The following is an 18,286-nucleotide window of genomic DNA, read 5'->3' as shown; positions in this document are numbered from 1 at the left end:
AATTTAATGTGCTGGTATAGTTATACATATGAATGATCTTAGTGTTGCCGTCTCCGGTGCCACCGGATACGCCGGGGGAGAGGTCCTCCGGCTGCTGAGCACTCACCCTCATCTCAACGTCACCATGGTGTGCGGACATTCTTCCGTGGGTGAGACGCTCGGCCGACATCAACCCCATCTTGCCCGATATTCCGATTTCGTGGTTAAGGAGTCCACCGCCGAGGTGCTCGCCGGCCACGATGTCGTCATCCTCGCGCTCCCACACGGTCAGTCCGGAGCGATCGCCGCCGAGCTCGAAGAGTCGAGCCCCGAGACACTCATCGTCGACCTCGCCGCCGACCATCGGCTCATCAGCGCCGCCGCCTGGGAGAAGTTCTACGGCTCCGATCACCAGGGCACCTGGTCCTACGGTCTGCCGGAACTGCTCACCGCCGACGGCACGAAACAGCGCGAAGCACTGAAGTCCACCAAGCGCATCGCCGTCCCTGGCTGCAACGTCACCGCCGTGAGCCTCGGACTCGCCCCGCTCATCCAAGCCGGACTCGCGGCACCTACTGGACTCAACGCGGTGCTGGCCAATGGCGTCTCCGGAGCCGGCAAGGCACTCAAGCCGCACCTCACCGCCGCCGAGGTCCTCGGCGATGCGAGTCCCTATGGCACGGGCGGCACGCACCGGCACGTGCCCGAGATCGAGCAGAACCTCAACGGTGTCCTCGGCGCCGACGCCGCAGAAGGCCCCACGCGGATCTCCTTCACTCCGACGCTCGTGCCCATGGCCCGGGGGATACTGGCGACCATCACTGCCGAGCCGGGGGAGTCCGCACCGAGAACCGCCGAGGGTCTCCTCGACGCCGCGGCACTGAAGGACCAGCTGGGCAAGGCTTTCGACCAGGCCTACGCCGACGAACCCTTCGTCCGCGTCCTGCCCGAAGGCCAGTGGCCGCGCACCTCATCGACCACTGGGTCGAACCTCGCGCACATCCAGTTCACCGTCGACGAACGGGCAGGCACAATCCTCATCGTCGTGGCCCTGGATAACCTCGTCCGCGGCACCGCCGGCCAAGCCCTCCAGTCCATCCATCTTGCCCTCGGCATCGACGAGACCACCGCACTTCCCCTTGAAGGAGTCGCACCATGAGCGTGACCGCACCACTTGGCTTCACAGCCGCCGGCCTGACCGCCGGACTCAAACCCAGCGGGACCAAAGACCTCTCGCTCGTCATCAACACTGGCCCCGACACTGCCGTCGCCGCCGTCTACACCTCGAACCGCTGCAAGGCCAACCCCGTCCTGTGGTCCCAGAAGGCCTCGGCCAACGGTCAAGCCCGCGCCGTCGTCCTCAACTCCGGGGGAGCCAACTGCTACACCGGTGACTTCGGATACGAGACCACCACGCTCACCGCCCAGACCACTGCCGAACTCCTCACCGAGTCAGGCACCGAAACATCGGCCGAAGACATCCTCGTCTGCTCGACCGGTCTCATCGGCGTCGGCGGTCAGGACTTCCGCGACACCATCATCGACAATCTGCCACCACTTGTGGCCGCCGCCGAGGACTCCGTGACCGGAGGCGAACACGCCGCCGAGGCGATCATGACCACCGACACCGTGGCCAAGACCGCCACCCGCGAAGGCAGCACTGGGTACACGATCGGCGGCATGGCCAAGGGCGCGGGCATGCTCGCCCCCGGACTGGCCACCATGCTCGTCGTCATCACCACCGACGCGAAGGTCGATCAGGCCGTGCTCGACCAGGCTCTGCGGGCCTCGACGAGTAACAGCTTCGATCGCCTCGACACCGACGGGTGCATGTCGACGAACGACACCGTTATCCTCATGTCCTCCGGCGCCCACGAAGCCGCAGTCGACACGGACGAGTTCACCGGCCTGCTGCGCGAACTCTGCCTCGACCTCATGCACCAACTCCACGTCGACGCCGAAGGGGCGCATCACGACATTGCGATCACCACGCAGGGTGCGGCAAGTGAAGCCGACGCTGTGGAGGTCTCCCGCTCAGTGTCACGTTCGGCACTGTTCAAGGCCGCGATCTTCGGCCAGGACCCGAACTGGGGGCGCGTCGTCGCCCAGGTGGGAACCACCTCGGCGAAATTCGACCCCACCGCTATCGACGTGAGCATCAACGGCACCGAGGTGTGCCGAGCTTCGGGACCCTATGAGGACCCGGAGAAGGTCAAATTCGAGCGCAACGTCGACGTCGTCATCGACCTGCACGCCGGTGACCACACCGCCACGGTCTGGACATCGGACCTCACCCACGATTACGTCGAAGAGAACAGCGCCTACTCCACATGAGCAACCCACACGACATGTCCACGAAGTCCACGGCCGCCCGGCTCGCCGCCGCCCAGGTCAAGGCCGAAGCCCTGACCGAGGCGCTGCCGTGGATCAAAACCTTCGCCGGTGCCACCATCGTCATCAAGTACGGCGGCAACGCGATGATCTCCCCGGAGCTGCAGCAGTCCTTCGCTGACGACATCGCATTCCTCCGCTTCGCCGGCATCCGACCCGTCGTCGTCCACGGGGGAGGACCCCAGATCACCTCGATGCTGTCTCGCTTGGGTATTGAAAGCGAGTTCAAGGCAGGCCAACGGGTCACCAGCGAGGAGGCCGCCGAGGTCATCCGCATGGTCCTCTCCGGCCAGGTCAACCGCGACATCGTCTCCCGCATCAACCGCAACGGCAATGCCGCGATCGGTCTCTCCGGTGAGGACGCAGACCTGCTTCTGGCCAACAAGACCCACGCCGAGGTGGACGGTGAGGTCATCGACCTGGGCCGGGTGGGTGAGATCGCCGAAGTCAACACCACCGTGCTCACCGAGCTCCTCGACGCCGGGCGGGTGCCCGTCATCTGCTCGATCGCCTCGGAGATCGACGGGGAGGCCGGCAAGCCCCTGAACATCAACGCCGACCTCGCCGCGTCGGCTGTGGCGAAGGCGCTTAAGGCGAACAAGCTCATCATGCTCACTGATGTGCCCGGCCTCTACGCGAACTGGCCCGACACCTCGAGCCTGATCTCGCGCATAGGACCGAAGAAGCTGCGCGAACTGCTGCCCAGCCTCGACGCGGGCATGATCCCGAAGATGACCGCAGCGCTTGAGGCCATCGAGCACGGGGTGCAGCAGGCTCACATCATCGACGGCCGGATGGCGCACTCCCTGCTGCTCGAGGTCTTCACCTCGGAGGGCATCGGCACCATGGTCGAAGACACCGTCGTCGAACCCGCACCACTGGGTGACGGACACAAGGGAACTATGGAGGACGACAATGAGTGACACACAATCCCAGACCTGGCGCGATGACTTCTCCCGCGTCCTCTCACCGGTCTTCGGCTCACCCCAGCTCGACCTCGTCCGCGGAGCGGGCGTGCACGCTTGGGACGCCTCGGGCAAGGAATACCTCGACCTGCTGGCCGGCATCGCCGTCAACGCACTCGGCCACTGCCACCCCGCCTGGGTCAAGGCCATCACCGAGCAGACGTCGACCCTGGGCCACATCTCGAACTTCTTCACCTCACCACCGCAGATCGCACTGGCTGAGAAACTTCACGAGGTCCTCGACCTGCCCAGCGGTTCGGCCGTGTTCTTCTCGAACTCCGGCACCGAAGCCAATGAGGCCGCCTTCAAGATGGCCCGCCGCGCTGGGGGTGGATCACGCCCGATCATCATCGCCATCGAGGGCGCCTTCCACGGTCGCACCATGGGCGCGCTCGCACTGACGGCCAAGGCCGCCTACCGCGAACCCTTCGCACCCGGGGTACCCGGCGTCGTCCATATTCCCTACGGGGACGTCGACGCGCTCGCCGCTGCCATCAACGACACCACTGCCGCCGTCTTCATCGAACCCATCCAGGGCGAGGTCGGAGTCCGGCAACACCCGGCCGGATACCTCACCAATGTGCGTGAACTGACTCGCGACGCGGGGGCACTCCTTGTCCTCGACGAGGTCCAGTCCGGAGTGGCTCGGACCGGATCGTGGTTCGCCTACCAGAACCCGGACATCGGCGAAGGAGTCGTCCCCGACATCATCACCTCGGCGAAGGGCCTGGGCGGGGGCATGCCGATCGGGGCCACCATCACCGTCGGCGATGCCAACACCAAACTCCTGGAAGCCGGCCAGCACGGGACCACCTTCGGCGGGAACCCCATCGCCTGCGCGGCCGGACTGGCCGTGCTCGAGACCATCGAGACCGAGGACCTACTCGACCATACCCGGGACATGGGAGCGTGGCTGACGAGCCAGCTGCTGGCCATCGACGGCGTTGAGAAGGTCACCGGCACCGGACTGCTCCTCGGCCTCGAACTGGCCGCCGGCCTCGATGAGAAGGCGATCGCAGCCCGCGCGCTCGAAGCCGGATTCATCATCAACCCCGTCGCACCCGGACGCCTGCGCCTGGCACCACCGCTGATCATCACGAAAGACGATCTCGCACCGTTCCTGACCGCCCTGCCCGGACTGCTGCACGGCTGAACACGTTCGCCGCCCCACCTAGCGGCCACCTCGGCGACCGGGCCATCGACCCTCACAGCCCGGTTGCCCCACACAGACTGACAAAGGACACACCATGACACGGCATTTCCTCAAGGACACCGACCTCACCCCGGCCGAACAGGCACAAGTCCTCGACCTCGCAGTCGAACTCAAAGCAGCCCCATATTCGCGGACCCCGCTGGCCGGGCCGCAGACCGCGGCAGTCATCTTCGACAAGACCTCAACGAGGACCCGCGTGTCCTTCGCCGCCGGGATCGCCGCCCTTGGCGGGCAGCCGCTCATCATCAACCCCGGTGAGGCGCAGCTGGGGCATAAGGAGTCCATCGCCGACACCGCGCAGGTCATGTCGCGCATGGTCTCGGCGATCGTCTGGCGCACCTATGCCCAAGCAGGTCTGGAAGAGATGGCCCAGAACTCATCCGTTCCGGTCATCAACTCCCTGTCCGATGACTACCATCCCTGCCAGATCCTGGCTGACCTGCTCACGATCCGCGAACACCGCGGCGACGTCGCCGGTCAGACCATGACGTACTACGGCGATGGGGCCAACAACATGGCCAACTCCTACGTCCTCGGCGGAGTCAACGCCGGCATGCACGTGCGCATCGCCGCCCCCGCCGACTACCAGCCGGCCGATGCCATCATCGCCGAGGCCAAGGAACTCGCCCAGGCCACCGGTGGATCCGTCACGGTCACCGACGACGCGAAAGCTGCCGCCCAGGGTGCCGATGTCCTCGTCACCGACACCTGGGTGTCCATGGGACAGGACGCCGCTGGTCGCGACGACGAGACCTCACCGTTCGTGAAGTACCAGGTCACACAGGAACTCATGGAACTGGGCAACGACCCGATCTTCCTCCACTGCCTGCCGGCCTACCGGGGCAAAGAGGTCACCGCCGAAGTCATCGACGGACCCGCCTCGGCGGTCTTCGATGAAGCCGAGAACAGACTCCACGCGCAGAAGGCACTCATGACATTCCTGCTGGAGAAGCGATGAGCGAGAACGCCACATCACCGACGAACTCGGCACCGCTGACGAAGACCGCGCGGCAGCAGAAGATCATCGATCTCATCACCCGCACATCTGTGCACTCCCAGATCGACCTGGCCGAGAACCTGGCAACGATGGGCATCACCGTCACCCAGGCGACCCTCTCACGCGACCTCGCCGAGGTGGGTGCCGTGAAGATCCGGTCCACCGCCGGATCCGTCTACGCCGTCCCCGGTGAGGGCGGCGACCGCAGCCTGCAGCAGTCCACGGGTGACAGCCTGGATGCGAAGCTGCCGAGGCTGCTCGAAGAGCTCCTCGTCTCCGCGGCAGCTCAGAAGGACATGGTCGTTCTGCGCACCCCGCCCGGAGCCGCCCAATATTTGGCCTCGGCGATCGACCGCTCCTCGATGACCGGGATCTTTGGCACAATCGCAGGAGACGATACTGTTCTCGTCATCGCGATGTCCTCCGTCGGGGGACAGACACTGGCCGAGACATTCCTCGAATATGCGGCCGGAAACGCCGCCGAGAGCTGATACACCCGATACACGTATGACCGATACACACGGGCCTGGAACACATAGCCAGACCTGAGACACACGCAGACCCGGCCGACCGGGAACTGGAACACCGAACCGATGGATTCAAACCGGCAGCGTGGAAGCGCCGACGGTGGGGAAGGACCTTTTGTGAGCGAACGACTGAGCCTATGGGGCGGACGATTCTCGGACGGCCCGGCCGATGCACTGGCCGCGCTGAGCAAGTCGACGGACTTCGACTGGCGCCTGGCCCACTACGACATCGCCGGTTCGAAGGCCCACGCAAAGGTGCTGCACCGCTCGGGTCTGCTCGACGATGATGAGCTGCAGGGCATGACCGAGGCGCTTGACGAACTCGGCCGCCGCGTCGAAACCGGCGAATACGTTGCCGCCGAATCCGACGAGGATGTCCACTCCTCACTCGAACGCGGACTCATCGAGATCGCCGGACCCGAGCTGGGCGGCAAACTGCGTGCCGGCCGGTCCCGCAACGACCAGATCGCGACCCTGGGACGCATGTACCTGCGCGATCACGCTCGTGAAGTTGCCGGGCTCGTCCTCGACGCCGTCGACGTCCTCATCGCCCAGGCTGAAGAGCACCCCGAAGCGCCGATGCCCGGTCGCACCCACCTGCAGCACGCACAGCCTGTGCTCCTGGCCCACCACCTCCTGGCCCACGCATGGCCGTTGCTGCGTGACGTCGCCCGGTTCGTCGACTTCGATGAGCGCGCCGGCATCTCCGCCTACGGCTCGGGTGCCCTGGCCGGATCATCGCTGGGCCTCGACCCTCAGGCTGTGGCCGCCGATCTGGGCTTCAACGACTCGGCAGAAAACTCGATCGACGGCACCGCAGGTCGCGACGTCTTCGCCGAATACCTGTTCATCACCACGATGATCGGCATCAACCTCTCCCGTCTCAGCGAGGAAGTCATCGCCTGGGCGACCAAGGAATTCTCCTTCGTCACCCTCCACGATGCGTACTCGACCGGGTCCTCGATCATGCCGCAGAAGAAGAACCCCGACGTCGCCGAGCTGACTCGCGGCAAGTCCGGTCGCCTGATCGGTGACCTCACCGGTCTGCTCTCAACGCTCAAGGCCCTGCCCCTGGCCTACAACCGTGACCTGCAAGAAGACAAGGAACCGGTCTTCGACGCCACAGACACCCTCGAACTCCTGCTCCCGGCGTTCACCGGGATGGTCGCCACGCTGAAGTTCAACACCGAACGCATGGCCTACCTGGCACCCCGCGGATTCGCGCTGGCCACGGACATCGCCGAATGGCTCGTCCGCAAGGGCGTTCCCTTCCGCATCGCCCACGAACTCTCCGGAGAATGCGTGCAGCTTGCCGAGTCGAAGGACGCCGAGCTGTGGGATCTCACGGACGAAGAGTTCGCCGGCATCTCCGAGCACCTGACACCTGACGTCCGTGAGGTGCTCACCACGCTCGGGTCGATTGACTCCCGTAGCTCCAAGGGCGGCACCGCCCGCAGCGCCGTGGATCAGCAGCTGGCCAATGCGAAGGCCGAAGTTGCGAAACTGCGTGAATTCGCGGATTCGCCGCGGAGCGTTTGAGCGTCCTTCTCTAAGAAGAAGCACGACTTCAGGGGCGCACTTGAGCATTGCGTACAACTTGTACAAGTTGTACGATGGGTTCATGAGTTCAGTGACGTTATCCCAGTTCCGCAATCAGCAGAGTGACTATATTGCTGCTGCGCAGCGCGAGCCCGTCGAGATCACCTCGCGCGGGGCAGGCCGTCGTGCTGTCGTTGTGTCTCCTGAGTTCTATGACCGTGCTCTGCAGGCGTTGGAAGATCAAGCTGACATCCGATCTGCCGCCGCGGCGCGTGATGAGTCCGAACGAGTCACTCACGAGGACCTCGTCCGAGAGATTGGCATCTGAGCTTCCTCGATGAGCTACTCGATCAGTTGACTGGCCGAGGAACCTCGTCCACAAGGGAGTATTCAGCTCAAGGACGGTGGCGGCGAACTTCGGATTCGGGTCGGCGATTACAGGATCATCTATGACGTATACGACGGGGAACTTCTCGTGCTGGTCTTGCACCTTGGGCATCGACGTGAAGTGCATCGCTGAAAATGATTCCGGTGCGCCCAGGGGTGAGGGACCAGCTCAGAACAACCCGTAGAATTGACCCCGTCGGCTTCTCGCCGACACTTCATACACATCTGAAAGGACCGAAGTGACCGACATCTTCAGTGAACTCAAGGCCCGTGGACTCGTCTCGGTTTCGACCGACGAAGCCGCCCTGCAGAAGGCTCTCAATGAGGAATCGCTGACCTATTATGTCGGTTTCGATCCCACCGCACCCAGCCTGCACATGGGCAACCTGGTCCAGCTCATCACCGCCGCGCGCCTGCAGAAGGCAGGACACAACCCCCTGGCTCTCGTGGGTGGAGCAACCGGACTCATCGGTGACCCCCGTATGTCGGGAGAGCGCACGCTCAACCCGCGCGAAGTCGTCGAGGAATGGTTGGCAAAGATCCGGGCACAGGTCGAGAAGTTCCTCGACTTCAGCGGCCCGAATGCCGCCCAGGTCGTGAACAACTACGAGTGGACGTCCGAGATGTCCGCAATCGACTTCCTCCGCGACGTCGGCAAACACTTCCCGATGAACCGGATGCTGGCGAAGGAATCGGTTTCGGCTCGCCTCAACAGCGAAGCAGGAATCTCCTTCACGGAGTTCTCCTACCAGGTACTGCAGGGCAACGACTACCTCGAACTCCACCGCCGCTACGGCTGCTCCCTGCAGACCGGTGGCTCCGATCAGTGGGGCAACCTGACCTCGGGTGTCGATCTCATTCGTCGCGTCGAGCAGCACAGTGTCCATGCCCTGGCCACACCGCTGATCACCAAGGCCGACGGCACCAAGTTCGGCAAGACCGAGTCCGGCACCGTGTGGTTGGACGAGAGCCTGACCAGCCCATACGCGTTCAGCCAGTTCTGGCTCAACGCCGATGACCGCGATGTCGTGAAGTACCTCAAGGTGTTCTCCTTCCGTTCCCTCGAGGAGATCGAGCAGATCGAGGCCGAGTTCACCGCGGCACCACACACGCGTTTGGCACAGAAGGTGCTGGCCGAAGATGTGACGACACTGGTCCACGGTAAGGAGAAGTACGAGCAGGCGATCGCAGCGGCCTCTGCCCTGTTCGGTGGGGGAGAGCTGGCCAGTCTCGACGCCTCCACCCTGGGAGCCGCGACTTCCGAACTGCCTCGAGGTGATGTCAGCTCGACGCAGCTGGCTGAGGGCATACCCGTTGCCGATGCTTTTGTGACTGCCGGAATCGTGAAGTCCAAGGGCGAGGCACGCCGAGCCATCAAGGACGGCGGCGCCTACGTCAACAACGTCAAGGTCACCGGTGACGACCAGACCCTGACCCCCACCGAGGTGCTCCCTACCGAAGGCGGAGGAGTGATCCTCCTGCGTCGTGGAAAGAAGACCCTGGGGGCAGTTGACATCATCAGCTGAGCTCCATGACTGCTGACGACACCGTGCCCTTGATCAATTCGAGGGCACGGTGTCGTCGTATCCGGGCACAGAGACCCGAACCGGTGCCGACCACGAGTCTCATTGGACAAGCGAAAGACTTGTTTTGAGAGATGACAAGGCTTTCGCTTGTATTCGGTGGTCACCGACGTCAGATCTCTGGACAGCCTCATAGCGTTGACCGGAGCTGTGACCGAGACTGGTATCAGTACTACGTCGAAACGAGGAGAACATGAGAACACTGCTCAACATCATCTGGTTTATCTTCAGCGGACTGTGGCTGGCGCTCGGCTACTACCTGGCCGGCATCATCTGCTGCATCCTCATCGTCACCATCCCCTGGGGCATCGCCTCCTTCCGGATCGGCAACTACGCCCTCTGGCCCTTCGGCCGCGAAGTGATCGAGACCAGGCCGGCAGGCATTGCGACAACTCTCGGCAACATCATCTGGGTCATCGTCGCCGGCATCTGGCTGGCCATCGGACACGTGGTCACCTCGATCCCGCTGTTCGTCTCCATCATCGGGATCCCACTGGGATGGGCCAACATCAAACTCATCCCCGTCTCGCTGATGCCCCTGGGCAAAGAGATCGTCGACAGCGACTCCCTCATGCCCGGGTACCGCGGAGCCTGAGCCCGGCGCCACGCAACAAAGACCCGCATGTAGGGACTGAACCCTAGAATTCGGGGAACAAGAGGCCCGATGAGGCTCCGGTGACGGGTGTCACAGCCAAAGGTCCGGTTTCGAGTTGCACGCAGCCACTGGCCTGGTCTAGAGTTGTATCTCGTTGCCCCGCAGAAAACGAACTCTTCGAGAACAGTTTTCACCGGGTGTGACCAGCACAAACACAGTTTGTCTGGTCCACACGGAAAATGTTGGTGGCAGCCAACAATTGAAACTGACACCCCCAGTGAACACGCCCCAATAATTGGGTCTGTGGTGATGGGTGAGTGTTTGTGGTTTGAGAATCCAATAGCGTGTTTGTTTGAACAAATAGTGATGCCAGAAACATTATTTTTCTGGTAAGACAATCACATGTTCACACATTTGTGGCTACCCTTCGCCGGGTGGTCACGCCAGCATGTGTGGACATGATTAATTGGTCAGCCTCGGTCACCCCGTGATCGTTGGTTGACTGTCTTGCTGGGATTCATTCGTAACATAATTTTTTTATGGAGAGTTTGATCCTGGCTCAGGACGAACGCTGGCTGCGTGCTTAACACATGCAAGTCGAACGCTGAAGCCCTGGTGCTTGCACCGGGGTGGATGAGTGGCGAACGGGTGAGTAACACGTGAGTAACCTGCCCCCGACTTCGGGATAAGCCCGGGAAACTGGGTCTAATACCGGATATGACGACCGAAGGCATCTTTGGTTGTGGAAAGTTTTTTCGGTTGGGGATGGGCTCGCGGCCTATCAGTTTGTTGGTGAGGTAATGGCTCACCAAGACGACGACGGGTAGCCGGCCTGAGAGGGCGACCGGCCACACTGGGACTGAGACACGGCCCAGACTCCTACGGGAGGCAGCAGTGGGGAATATTGCACAATGGGGGAAACCCTGATGCAGCGACGCAGCGTGCGGGATGACGGCCTTCGGGTTGTAAACCGCTTTCAGCAGGGAAGAAGCCTTTATCGGTGACGGTACCTGCAGAAGAAGTACCGGCTAACTACGTGCCAGCAGCCGCGGTAATACGTAGGGTACAAGCGTTGTCCGGAATTATTGGGCGTAAAGAGCTCGTAGGTGGTTGGTCACGTCTGCTGTGGAAACGCAACGCTTAACGTTGCGCGTGCAGTGGGTACGGGCTGACTAGAGTGCAGTAGGGGAGTCTGGAATTCCTGGTGTAGCGGTGAAATGCGCAGATATCAGGAGGAACACCGGTGGCGAAGGCGGGACTCTGGGCTGTAACTGACACTGAGGAGCGAAAGCATGGGGAGCGAACAGGATTAGATACCCTGGTAGTCCATGCCGTAAACGTTGGGCACTAGGTGTGGGGGACATTCCACGTTCTCCGCGCCGTAGCTAACGCATTAAGTGCCCCGCCTGGGGAGTACGGTCGCAAGGCTAAAACTCAAAGGAATTGACGGGGGCCCGCACAAGCGGCGGAGCATGCGGATTAATTCGATGCAACGCGAAGAACCTTACCAAGGCTTGACATACACCAGACCGTTCTGGAAACAGTTCCTCCCCTTTGGGGTTGGTGTACAGGTGGTGCATGGTTGTCGTCAGCTCGTGTCGTGAGATGTTGGGTTAAGTCCCGCAACGAGCGCAACCCTCGTTCTATGTTGCCAGCACGTAATGGTGGGAACTCATAGGAGACTGCCGGGGTCAACTCGGAGGAAGGTGGGGATGACGTCAAATCATCATGCCCTTTATGTCTTGGGCTTCACGCATGCTACAATGGCTGGTACAGAGAGATGCGAGACCGCGAGGTTTTAGCGAATCCCTTAAAGCCAGTCTCAGTTCGGATCGTAGTCTGCAATTCGACTACGTGAAGTCGGAGTCGCTAGTAATCGCAGATCAGCAACGCTGCGGTGAATACGTTCCCGGGCCTTGTACACACCGCCCGTCAAGTCACGAAAGTCGGTAACACCCGAAGCCGGTGGCCCAACCCTTGTGGAGGGGGCCGTCTAAGGTGGGACTGGTGATTGGGACTAAGTCGTAACAAGGTAGCCGTACCGGAAGGTGCGGCTGGATCACCTCCTTTCTAAGGAGCACACATAAGAACCCCAACGTGTCACCCGTACGTGGTGCCGGTTGGGAGCTCAAGGGTGGAACATCATTATTTTCGCTCAACCCGCACAGCGTCGTTAAGGTTCATGCCTTGTCGACGGTGTGATGATGGTGGGCTAGAACGAACACGTTATTGGGTCCTGGAATCACAAACCAACCAGCAATGGTTGGGTGTGGTTTCAACCAACAGGACCAACCCGTCCAGACCAGCAGCCTTTGGTTGTGTGGGTGTGGGTGGTGTTTGGTAGTGGTTTGAGAATCGTATAGTGGACGCGAGCATCAACAGCCCGAACTTTGTTTGGGTTGTTATGTAATGTGATTTTTCTTGTGAAATCTTAGTGTGAAATTTTCGCACACACATTTTGCAACCAAATTTTTTTTGGGTGTGATGAGTGTGTAAGAGCGCATGGTGGATGCCTTGGCATCAGGAGCCGATGAAGGACGTGGAAATCTGCGATAAGCCTCGGGGAGCCGATAAACGGGCTGTGATCCGAGGGTGTCCGAATGGGGAAACCCCGCCACATGAGAGTGTGGTGACCCGCATCTGAATATATAGGGTGTGTGGAGGGAACGCGGGGAAGTGAAACATCTCAGTACCCGTAGGAAGAGAAAATAAAACATGATTCCGGGAGTAGTGGCGAGCGAAACTGGATCAGCCTAAACCGTGTGCGTGTCAAACGTGCTGGTGTTGCGTATGCGGTGTTGTGGGGAATGCGTGTTCGGTCCGGCATGACCGAGTCGTTGATGTGTGTTGCGTGTAGTCGAAGCTGGTGGGAAACAGTACCGGAGTGGGTGAGAGTCCCGTAGACGAAACATGTGGCCCCGACGATATGTGTTTGCCCGAGTAGCACGATACTCGTGGAATGTCGTGTGAATCTGCCAGGACCACCTGGTAAGGCTAAATACTTCCTGATGACCGATAGCGGATAGTACCGTGAGGGAATGGTGAAAAGTACCCCGGGAGGGGAGTGAAATAGTACCTGAAACCATGTGCTTACAATCCGTCAGAGCCTCCTTTGTTGGGGTGATGGCGTGCCTTTTGAAGAATGAGCCTGCGAGTTAGCGGTGCGTGGCGAGGTTAACCCGAGAGGGGTAGTCGTAGCGAAAGCGAGTCCGAATAGGGCGTATGAGTCGCGTGTCCTAGACCCGAAGCGGAGTGATCTAGCCATGGGCAGGGTGAAGCGTGTGTAAGAGCGCGTGGAGGCCCGCACCCACTTCAGTTGAAAATGGAGGGGATGACCTGTGGTTAGGGGTGAAAGGCCAATCAAACTCTGTGATAGCTGGTTCTCCCCGAAATGCATTTAGGTGCAGCGTTGCGTGGTTCTTGCCGGAGGTAGAGCTACTGGATGGCTGATGGGCCCCACCGGGTTACTGACGTCAACTAAACTCCGAATGCCGGTAAGGTTCAGCGTGGCAGTGAGACAGTGGGGGATAAGCTTCATTGTCGAGAGGGAAACAGCCCAGACCATCAACTAAGGCCCCTAAGCGTGTGCTAAGTGGGAAAGGATGTTCAGTTGCGAAGACAACCAGGAGGTTGGCTTAGAAGCAGCCATCCTTGAAAGAGTGCGTAATAGCTCACTGGTCAAGTGATTGAGCGCCGATAATGTAGCGGGGCTAAGTACACCGCCGAAGTTGTGGCAGCACCCCTGATAGCCGTAATGGTGGGGTGTTGGGTAGGGGAGCGTCGTGCTGGCAGTGAAGTCGCCGTGTGAACGAGTGGTGGAGCCGGTACGAGTGAGAATGCAGGCATGAGTAGCGAAAGACGGGTGAGAAACCCGTCCACCGGATGACCAAGGGTTCCAGGGCTAGGCTAATCCGCCCTGGGTAAGTCGGGACCTAAGGCGAGGCCGACAGGCGTAGTCGATGGACAACCAGTTGATATTCTGGTACCGACGCTTAACCGTCAATACCAAAACACACGATACTAACCTCGGTGTTCTTCCGTGATGCCTTCGGGTGTCTGGTTGAAGGATTCTGTGGGACCTGAGTGTGGAGTCGGTAAGCGCGAGGTGTGACGCAGGAAGGTAGCCAGGCCACGCGATGGTAGTCGTGGTCTAAGGTCGTAGCACGTGGGGGTAGGTAAATCCGTCCCCACATTGAGTGTGAGAGCTGATGGGCGCCCCACTTGTGGTGGGGTGATCTGGTGATCCTATGCTGCCGAGAAAAGCATCGGCGTGAGGTTGTGTGTTGCCCGTACCCTATAACCGACACAGGTGGTCAGGTAGAGAATACTAAGGTGATCGAGAGAATCGTGGTTAAGGAACTCGGCAAAATGCCCCCGTAACTTCGGGAGAAGGGGGACCATCCCGGTGAAGCCAACGTGCTTGGTGATGTGCTGGTGGTGGTCGCAGAGGCCAGAGAGAAGCGACTGTTTATTAAAAACACAGGTCCGTGCGAAGATGTAAGTCGATGTATACGGACTGACGCCTGCCCGGTGCTGGAAGGTTAAGAGGACTCGTTAACCCCGTTAGGGGTGAAGCGGAGAATTTAAGCCCCAGTAAACGGCGGTGGTAACTATAACCATCCTAAGGTAGCGAAATTCCTTGTCGGGTAAGTTCCGACCTGCACGAATGGCGTAACGACTTCTCTGCTGTCTCAACCACGAACTCGGCGAAATTGCATTACGAGTAAAGATGCTCGTTACGCGCAGCAGGACGGAAAGACCCCGAGACCTTCACTATAGTTTGGTATTGGGATTCGGTGTGGTTTGTGTAGGATAGGTGGGAGACTGTGAAACTATCACGCTAGTGGTGGTGGAGTCGTCAAGTGAAATACCACTCTGACTATTCTGGATTTCTTAACTTCGGACCCTGATCGGGTTCAGGGACAGTGCCTGATGGGTAGTTTAACTGGGGCGGTTGCCTCCTAAAGAGTAACGGAGGCGCCCAAAGGTTCCCTCAGCCTGGTTGGCAATCAGGTGTCGAGTGTAAGTGCACAAGGGAGCTTGACTGTGAGACGGACGTGTCGAGCAGGAGCGAAAGCTGGGACTAGTGACCCGGCCATGGCTTGTGGAAGCGTGGTCGCTCAACGGATAAAAGGTACCTCGGGGATAACAGGCTGATCTTGCCCAAGAGTCCATATCGACGGCATGGTTTGGCACCTCGATGTCGGCTCGTCGCATCCTGGGGCTGTAGTCGGTCCCAAGGGTTGGGCTGTTCGCCCATTAAAGCGGTACGCGAGCTGGGTTTAGAACGTCGTGAGACAGTTCGGTCCCTATCCGCTGCGTGCGTAGGAAATTTGTGGAGGCCTGTCCTTAGTACGAGAGGACCGGGACGGACGAACCTCTGGTGTGCCAGTTGTACCGCCAGGTGCATGGCTGGTTGGCTACGTTCGGGAAGGATAACCGCTGAAAGCATCTAAGCGGGAAGCCTGCTTCGAGATGAGATTTCCAACCCATTAAGTTGGGGTGAGGTGTCCTATAGATTATGGGTTTGATAGGCCGGGTATGGAAGCACTGTGAGGTGTGGAGTTGACTGGTACTAATACGCCGATCACTCATCAACCTTTATTTTTGGTTGGTGTGTGCGTGTTTCACGCTATGGGTTTTACGAGATATTAACGAGTCACATTATGTGTGGTGTTCGCGTTCGCTGTACGGTTCTTGGACCGCTACTACACTCTTGAGGTGTGATTACTCGGGTGGTGGTGGTTTGTTGGTTTTGCGGTGGTGATAGTGGTGGGGAAACGCCCGGTTAACCGTTCCGATCCCGGTAGCTAAGCCCATTCGCGCTGATGGTACTGCAACTTGGTGGTTGTGGGAGAGTAGGTGACTGCCGCAATATTCTTTAAGGTGAGGGGTCATTCCACTTCGGTGGGATGGCCCCTTACTTGTATTCACGAGTGGTGTGGTGGGGGAGTGTTTCCTGATTCCAATCAGGGGAGGCTCCTCCACCATTCTTCATTCACGGCTTCGAGATCTCGCAGCGCCTGCGAGCAGGAGATTCTGTCTATTCTGGGCCTGACCATCGGTTGAACTTTCCCAAATTCCTACGCGTGGTTCAGTCCACAGTGATGGACTGTATAGGTAGTGTGGTGGTCACAACACGTAGGAAGGTACCGCTCATGCTCAACCGTCTGCACGATACCCTTAGGCTCCGGACCAACCCGGCGATCTTCTTTTCGTCAGCCGCGGTCATCATTCTGTTCGTGCTCGCCACGATCTTTTTCACTGACGCTCTCGACAGTGGTGTCTCTGTCGCGTCGGACTGGCTGCTGACGAACCTCGGATGGTTCTACATCCTCGGCGTCACCGTCTTTTTGGTCTTCCTCATCTACATAGCCGCATCACGGTACGGTCGGGCCAAGCTCGGCCCGGACAACGAGGAACCGGAGCACTCGAATGGTGCCTGGTTCGCGATGTTGTTTGCCGCCGGCATCGGATCGATCCTCATGTTCTGGGGAGTCGCGGAACCGGTCAGCCACTTCGGCGACCCACCTCGGGGGTCCTTGGGCATCGAACCCGGTACGGTCGAAGCTGCCACCGACGCGATGAACTTCACCTATTATCACTTCACCCTGCATACCTGGACGATCTTCACCCTGCCGGCGTTGTGCTTCGCCTACTTCATTCACAAGAGGAACCTGCCACCGCGTGTGAGCTCCATCTTCCAGCCGATCCTCGGTGAGAAGATCCATGGTCCCATCGGCAAGTTCATTGACGTTGTCGCCATCATCGGCACCGTCTTCGGTATTGCGGTATCTATCGGTCTTGGCACATTGCAGATCAACGGTGGTCTGGCCCAGGTCATCGGCATCCCGGAGAATGCACTTTGGCAGCTCATCATCATCGGCGTGGTCTGCGGCTTGGCGACTATTTCTGTGTCAATGGGTCTGGACAAGGGCATCAAAGTGTTGTCGAACATCAACATCGTGGTCGCTGTCCTGTTGCTGATCTTCATCATCGTCCTCGGGCCCACCTTGTTCATAGCTCGCGGCATCTTCGAATCCTTGGGCACCTACATCCAGACGCTTCCGGAACTGGCACTGTGGAATGACACCTTCGCCGACACAGGCTGGCAGAACACCTGGACGGTCTTCTACTGGGCCTGGACCATCACCTGGTCGCCCTTCGTGGGTATCTTCATCGCCCGGATCTCCCGCGGTCGTACCATCAGGCAGTTCGTCATCGGAGTTCTCGCGATTCCGTCGGCCTTCTCCGTCATCTGGTTCGGAGTCTTCGGATACGCTTCCTTTGACATCGAGTTCAATCAGGGTGGTGGACTCGTCGATCGCGTCGTGGAACAGGGTGATGTCCCTGGTGCGCTGTTCGCATTCCTCGAGCATTACCCGCTAGCTGCGCCAGTGTCCGTTATCGCCATCATCTTGGTGATCATCTTCTTCGTCACCTCGGTGGACTCTGCGGCTCTCGTGGTGGACACGATGAACAACGGTCACGAAGACTTCAATCCGCTGGGGCAGCGAATATTCTGGGCTCTGGCTATTGCCGTTGTCACCGCGGCGCTGCTCGTCTTCTCCGGTTCGGGTGGACTCGAGGCACTGCAGTCGACGATCATCCTCGTCGGGCTCCCGTTCTTCATCATCGCGTACTTCCAGATCTACGCCCTCATGCGAGCGTTGCGTGAGGACGCCGGTGAACTGCCACGAGTGCGAATGCGCAAGTGGAAGAAGGTGCTCCCACCCGAAGAGGTCGAGCGCAGGGCCGATGAAGACGACGTCTTCGCTCATGAATACGACGATGAGGAAGAGGTCGTGACTGCTCCCGAAGCTGTTGAGCCGGCGCCGGAGTTCCGCGACCCCTACATCTCTGAAGATGGAAAGAAGAAGAAACGCTACGGAACGCTGGCCAGTCGAACCGGCAGCGCGAAGAACGAGCCGGATCGTCCGTCCTCATCCGAGTGATCTCTTGAGGTCCGTCTAAGACGGGCAAGGGGCTGGTCATACCTGCATGTCAGGTGTGGCCAGTCGCTTTTTCTATCCATCAACCTGAGCATCGCCGTCCGAACTCGGCTGCTTGGACTGAGGCCCTGGCGATGAGCTTCTCGCCTGACAGATGA

Annotated in this window: 12 protein-coding genes and 3 rRNA genes; all 15 read left to right on the top strand. The window is 59.9% G+C overall.

The genetic code is table 11. The features are described from left to right. Positions 1–28: 28 nt before the first annotated feature. The 15 genes from argC (at position 29) to CXR25_RS11585 (ending at position 18,131) form a co-directional block, all read left to right on the top strand. Complete coding sequence (gene argC / locus CXR25_RS11655) at positions 29–1,138, top strand: N-acetyl-gamma-glutamyl-phosphate reductase (protein ID WP_125240560.1); 1,110 nt, start codon at positions 29–31, stop codon at positions 1,136–1,138. Then, a complete protein-coding gene (gene argJ, locus CXR25_RS11650) occupies positions 1,135–2,313 on the top strand; it encodes a bifunctional glutamate N-acetyltransferase/amino-acid acetyltransferase ArgJ (RefSeq protein ID WP_125240559.1) in 1,179 nt (392 codons plus the stop codon). Before argC ends, argJ begins: the two co-directional genes overlap by 4 nt. Continuing rightward, complete coding sequence (argB, locus tag CXR25_RS11645) at positions 2,310–3,293, top strand: acetylglutamate kinase (RefSeq protein ID WP_125240558.1); 984 nt, start codon at positions 2,310–2,312, stop codon at positions 3,291–3,293. The genes argJ and argB overlap by 4 nt, the downstream gene beginning before the upstream one ends. Beyond that, positions 3,286–4,488: an acetylornithine transaminase gene (locus tag CXR25_RS11640; RefSeq protein ID WP_125240557.1), complete on the top strand. Its 1,203-nt coding sequence runs from the start codon at positions 3,286–3,288 to the stop codon at positions 4,486–4,488. The genes argB and CXR25_RS11640 overlap by 8 nt, the downstream gene beginning before the upstream one ends. A gap of 94 nt (positions 4,489–4,582) precedes the next feature. Next, entirely contained in the window at positions 4,583–5,506 is a 924-nt protein-coding gene (argF, locus tag CXR25_RS11635) for an ornithine carbamoyltransferase (RefSeq protein ID WP_125240556.1), read from the top strand. Continuing rightward, positions 5,503–6,036: an arginine repressor gene (locus tag CXR25_RS11630; RefSeq protein WP_101598844.1), complete on the top strand. Its 534-nt coding sequence runs from the start codon at positions 5,503–5,505 to the stop codon at positions 6,034–6,036. The genes argF and CXR25_RS11630 overlap by 4 nt, the downstream gene beginning before the upstream one ends. Before the next feature lie 102 nt (positions 6,037–6,138). After that, positions 6,139–7,611 carry an argininosuccinate lyase gene (gene argH, locus CXR25_RS11625; protein WP_101598845.1) on the top strand — a complete coding sequence of 491 codons (1,473 nt, stop codon included), beginning with the start codon at positions 6,139–6,141 and terminating at the stop codon, positions 7,609–7,611. Positions 7,612–7,693: 82 nt separating this feature from the next. Beyond that, on the top strand, positions 7,694–7,939 hold the full coding sequence (locus CXR25_RS18810) for a type II toxin-antitoxin system prevent-host-death family antitoxin (protein WP_069601375.1): 246 nt from the start codon (positions 7,694–7,696) through the stop codon (positions 7,937–7,939). Between the two features lie 30 nt (positions 7,940–7,969). Then, the gene (locus CXR25_RS19145) at positions 7,970–8,131 is read left to right on the top strand and encodes a type II toxin-antitoxin system RelE family toxin (RefSeq protein WP_276330403.1); all 162 of its coding nucleotides are present in this window, start codon (positions 7,970–7,972) and stop codon (positions 8,129–8,131) included. A gap of 106 nt (positions 8,132–8,237) precedes the next feature. Beyond that, positions 8,238–9,524, top strand: a complete 1,287-nt coding sequence (gene tyrS / locus CXR25_RS11610) for a tyrosine--tRNA ligase (protein WP_101598847.1) — start codon at positions 8,238–8,240, stop codon at positions 9,522–9,524. Positions 9,525–9,774: 250 nt separating this feature from the next. Then, the gene (locus CXR25_RS11605) at positions 9,775–10,176 is read left to right on the top strand and encodes a YccF domain-containing protein (RefSeq protein ID WP_009885325.1); all 402 of its coding nucleotides are present in this window, start codon (positions 9,775–9,777) and stop codon (positions 10,174–10,176) included. 536 nt (positions 10,177–10,712) lie between these two features. Continuing rightward, positions 10,713–12,246 (top strand): 16S ribosomal RNA (locus CXR25_RS11600). A gap of 412 nt (positions 12,247–12,658) precedes the next feature. Further along, positions 12,659–15,775, top strand: a 23S ribosomal RNA gene (locus tag CXR25_RS11595). 157 nt (positions 15,776–15,932) lie between these two features. Further along, positions 15,933–16,051, top strand: a 5S ribosomal RNA gene (gene rrf, locus CXR25_RS11590). Together the 16S, 23S and 5S rRNA genes form the textbook arrangement of a ribosomal RNA operon. Before the next feature lie 283 nt (positions 16,052–16,334). After that, positions 16,335–18,131 (top strand): BCCT family transporter, encoded by a 1,797-nt coding sequence (locus CXR25_RS11585; protein WP_069600349.1) that lies wholly within the window; start codon positions 16,335–16,337, stop codon positions 18,129–18,131. Positions 18,132–18,286 lie beyond the last annotated feature (155 nt).

The organism is Brevibacterium aurantiacum (genome assembly GCF_003932995.1).
Taxonomy (GTDB): Bacteria; Actinomycetota; Actinomycetes; order Actinomycetales; family Brevibacteriaceae; genus Brevibacterium; species Brevibacterium aurantiacum.
This window is presented reverse-complemented; position numbering and strand designations above follow the sequence as displayed.

Bases quoted from the DNA above. Each gene is read 5' to 3' on its own strand.
- CXR25_RS11605 (WP_009885325.1), top strand. From the start codon at position 9,775: ATGAGAACACTGCTCAACATCATCTGGTTTATCTTCAGCGGACTGTGG.
- argJ (WP_125240559.1), top strand. From the start codon at position 1,135: ATGAGCGTGACCGCACCACTTGGCTTCACAGCCGCCGGCCTGACCGCC.
- argH (WP_101598845.1), top strand. From the start codon at position 6,139: ATGGATTCAAACCGGCAGCGTGGAAGCGCCGACGGTGGGGAAGGACCT.
- CXR25_RS11585 (WP_069600349.1), top strand. From the start codon at position 16,335: ATGCTCAACCGTCTGCACGATACCCTTAGGCTCCGGACCAACCCGGCG.
- CXR25_RS11640 (WP_125240557.1), top strand. From the start codon at position 3,286: ATGAGTGACACACAATCCCAGACCTGGCGCGATGACTTCTCCCGCGTC.
- argB (WP_125240558.1), top strand. From the start codon at position 2,310: ATGAGCAACCCACACGACATGTCCACGAAGTCCACGGCCGCCCGGCTC.
- CXR25_RS11630 (WP_101598844.1), top strand. From the start codon at position 5,503: ATGAGCGAGAACGCCACATCACCGACGAACTCGGCACCGCTGACGAAG.
- CXR25_RS18810 (WP_069601375.1), top strand. From the start codon at position 7,694: ATGAGTTCAGTGACGTTATCCCAGTTCCGCAATCAGCAGAGTGACTAT.
- argF (WP_125240556.1), top strand. From the start codon at position 4,583: ATGACACGGCATTTCCTCAAGGACACCGACCTCACCCCGGCCGAACAG.
- argC (WP_125240560.1), top strand. From the start codon at position 29: ATGAATGATCTTAGTGTTGCCGTCTCCGGTGCCACCGGATACGCCGGG.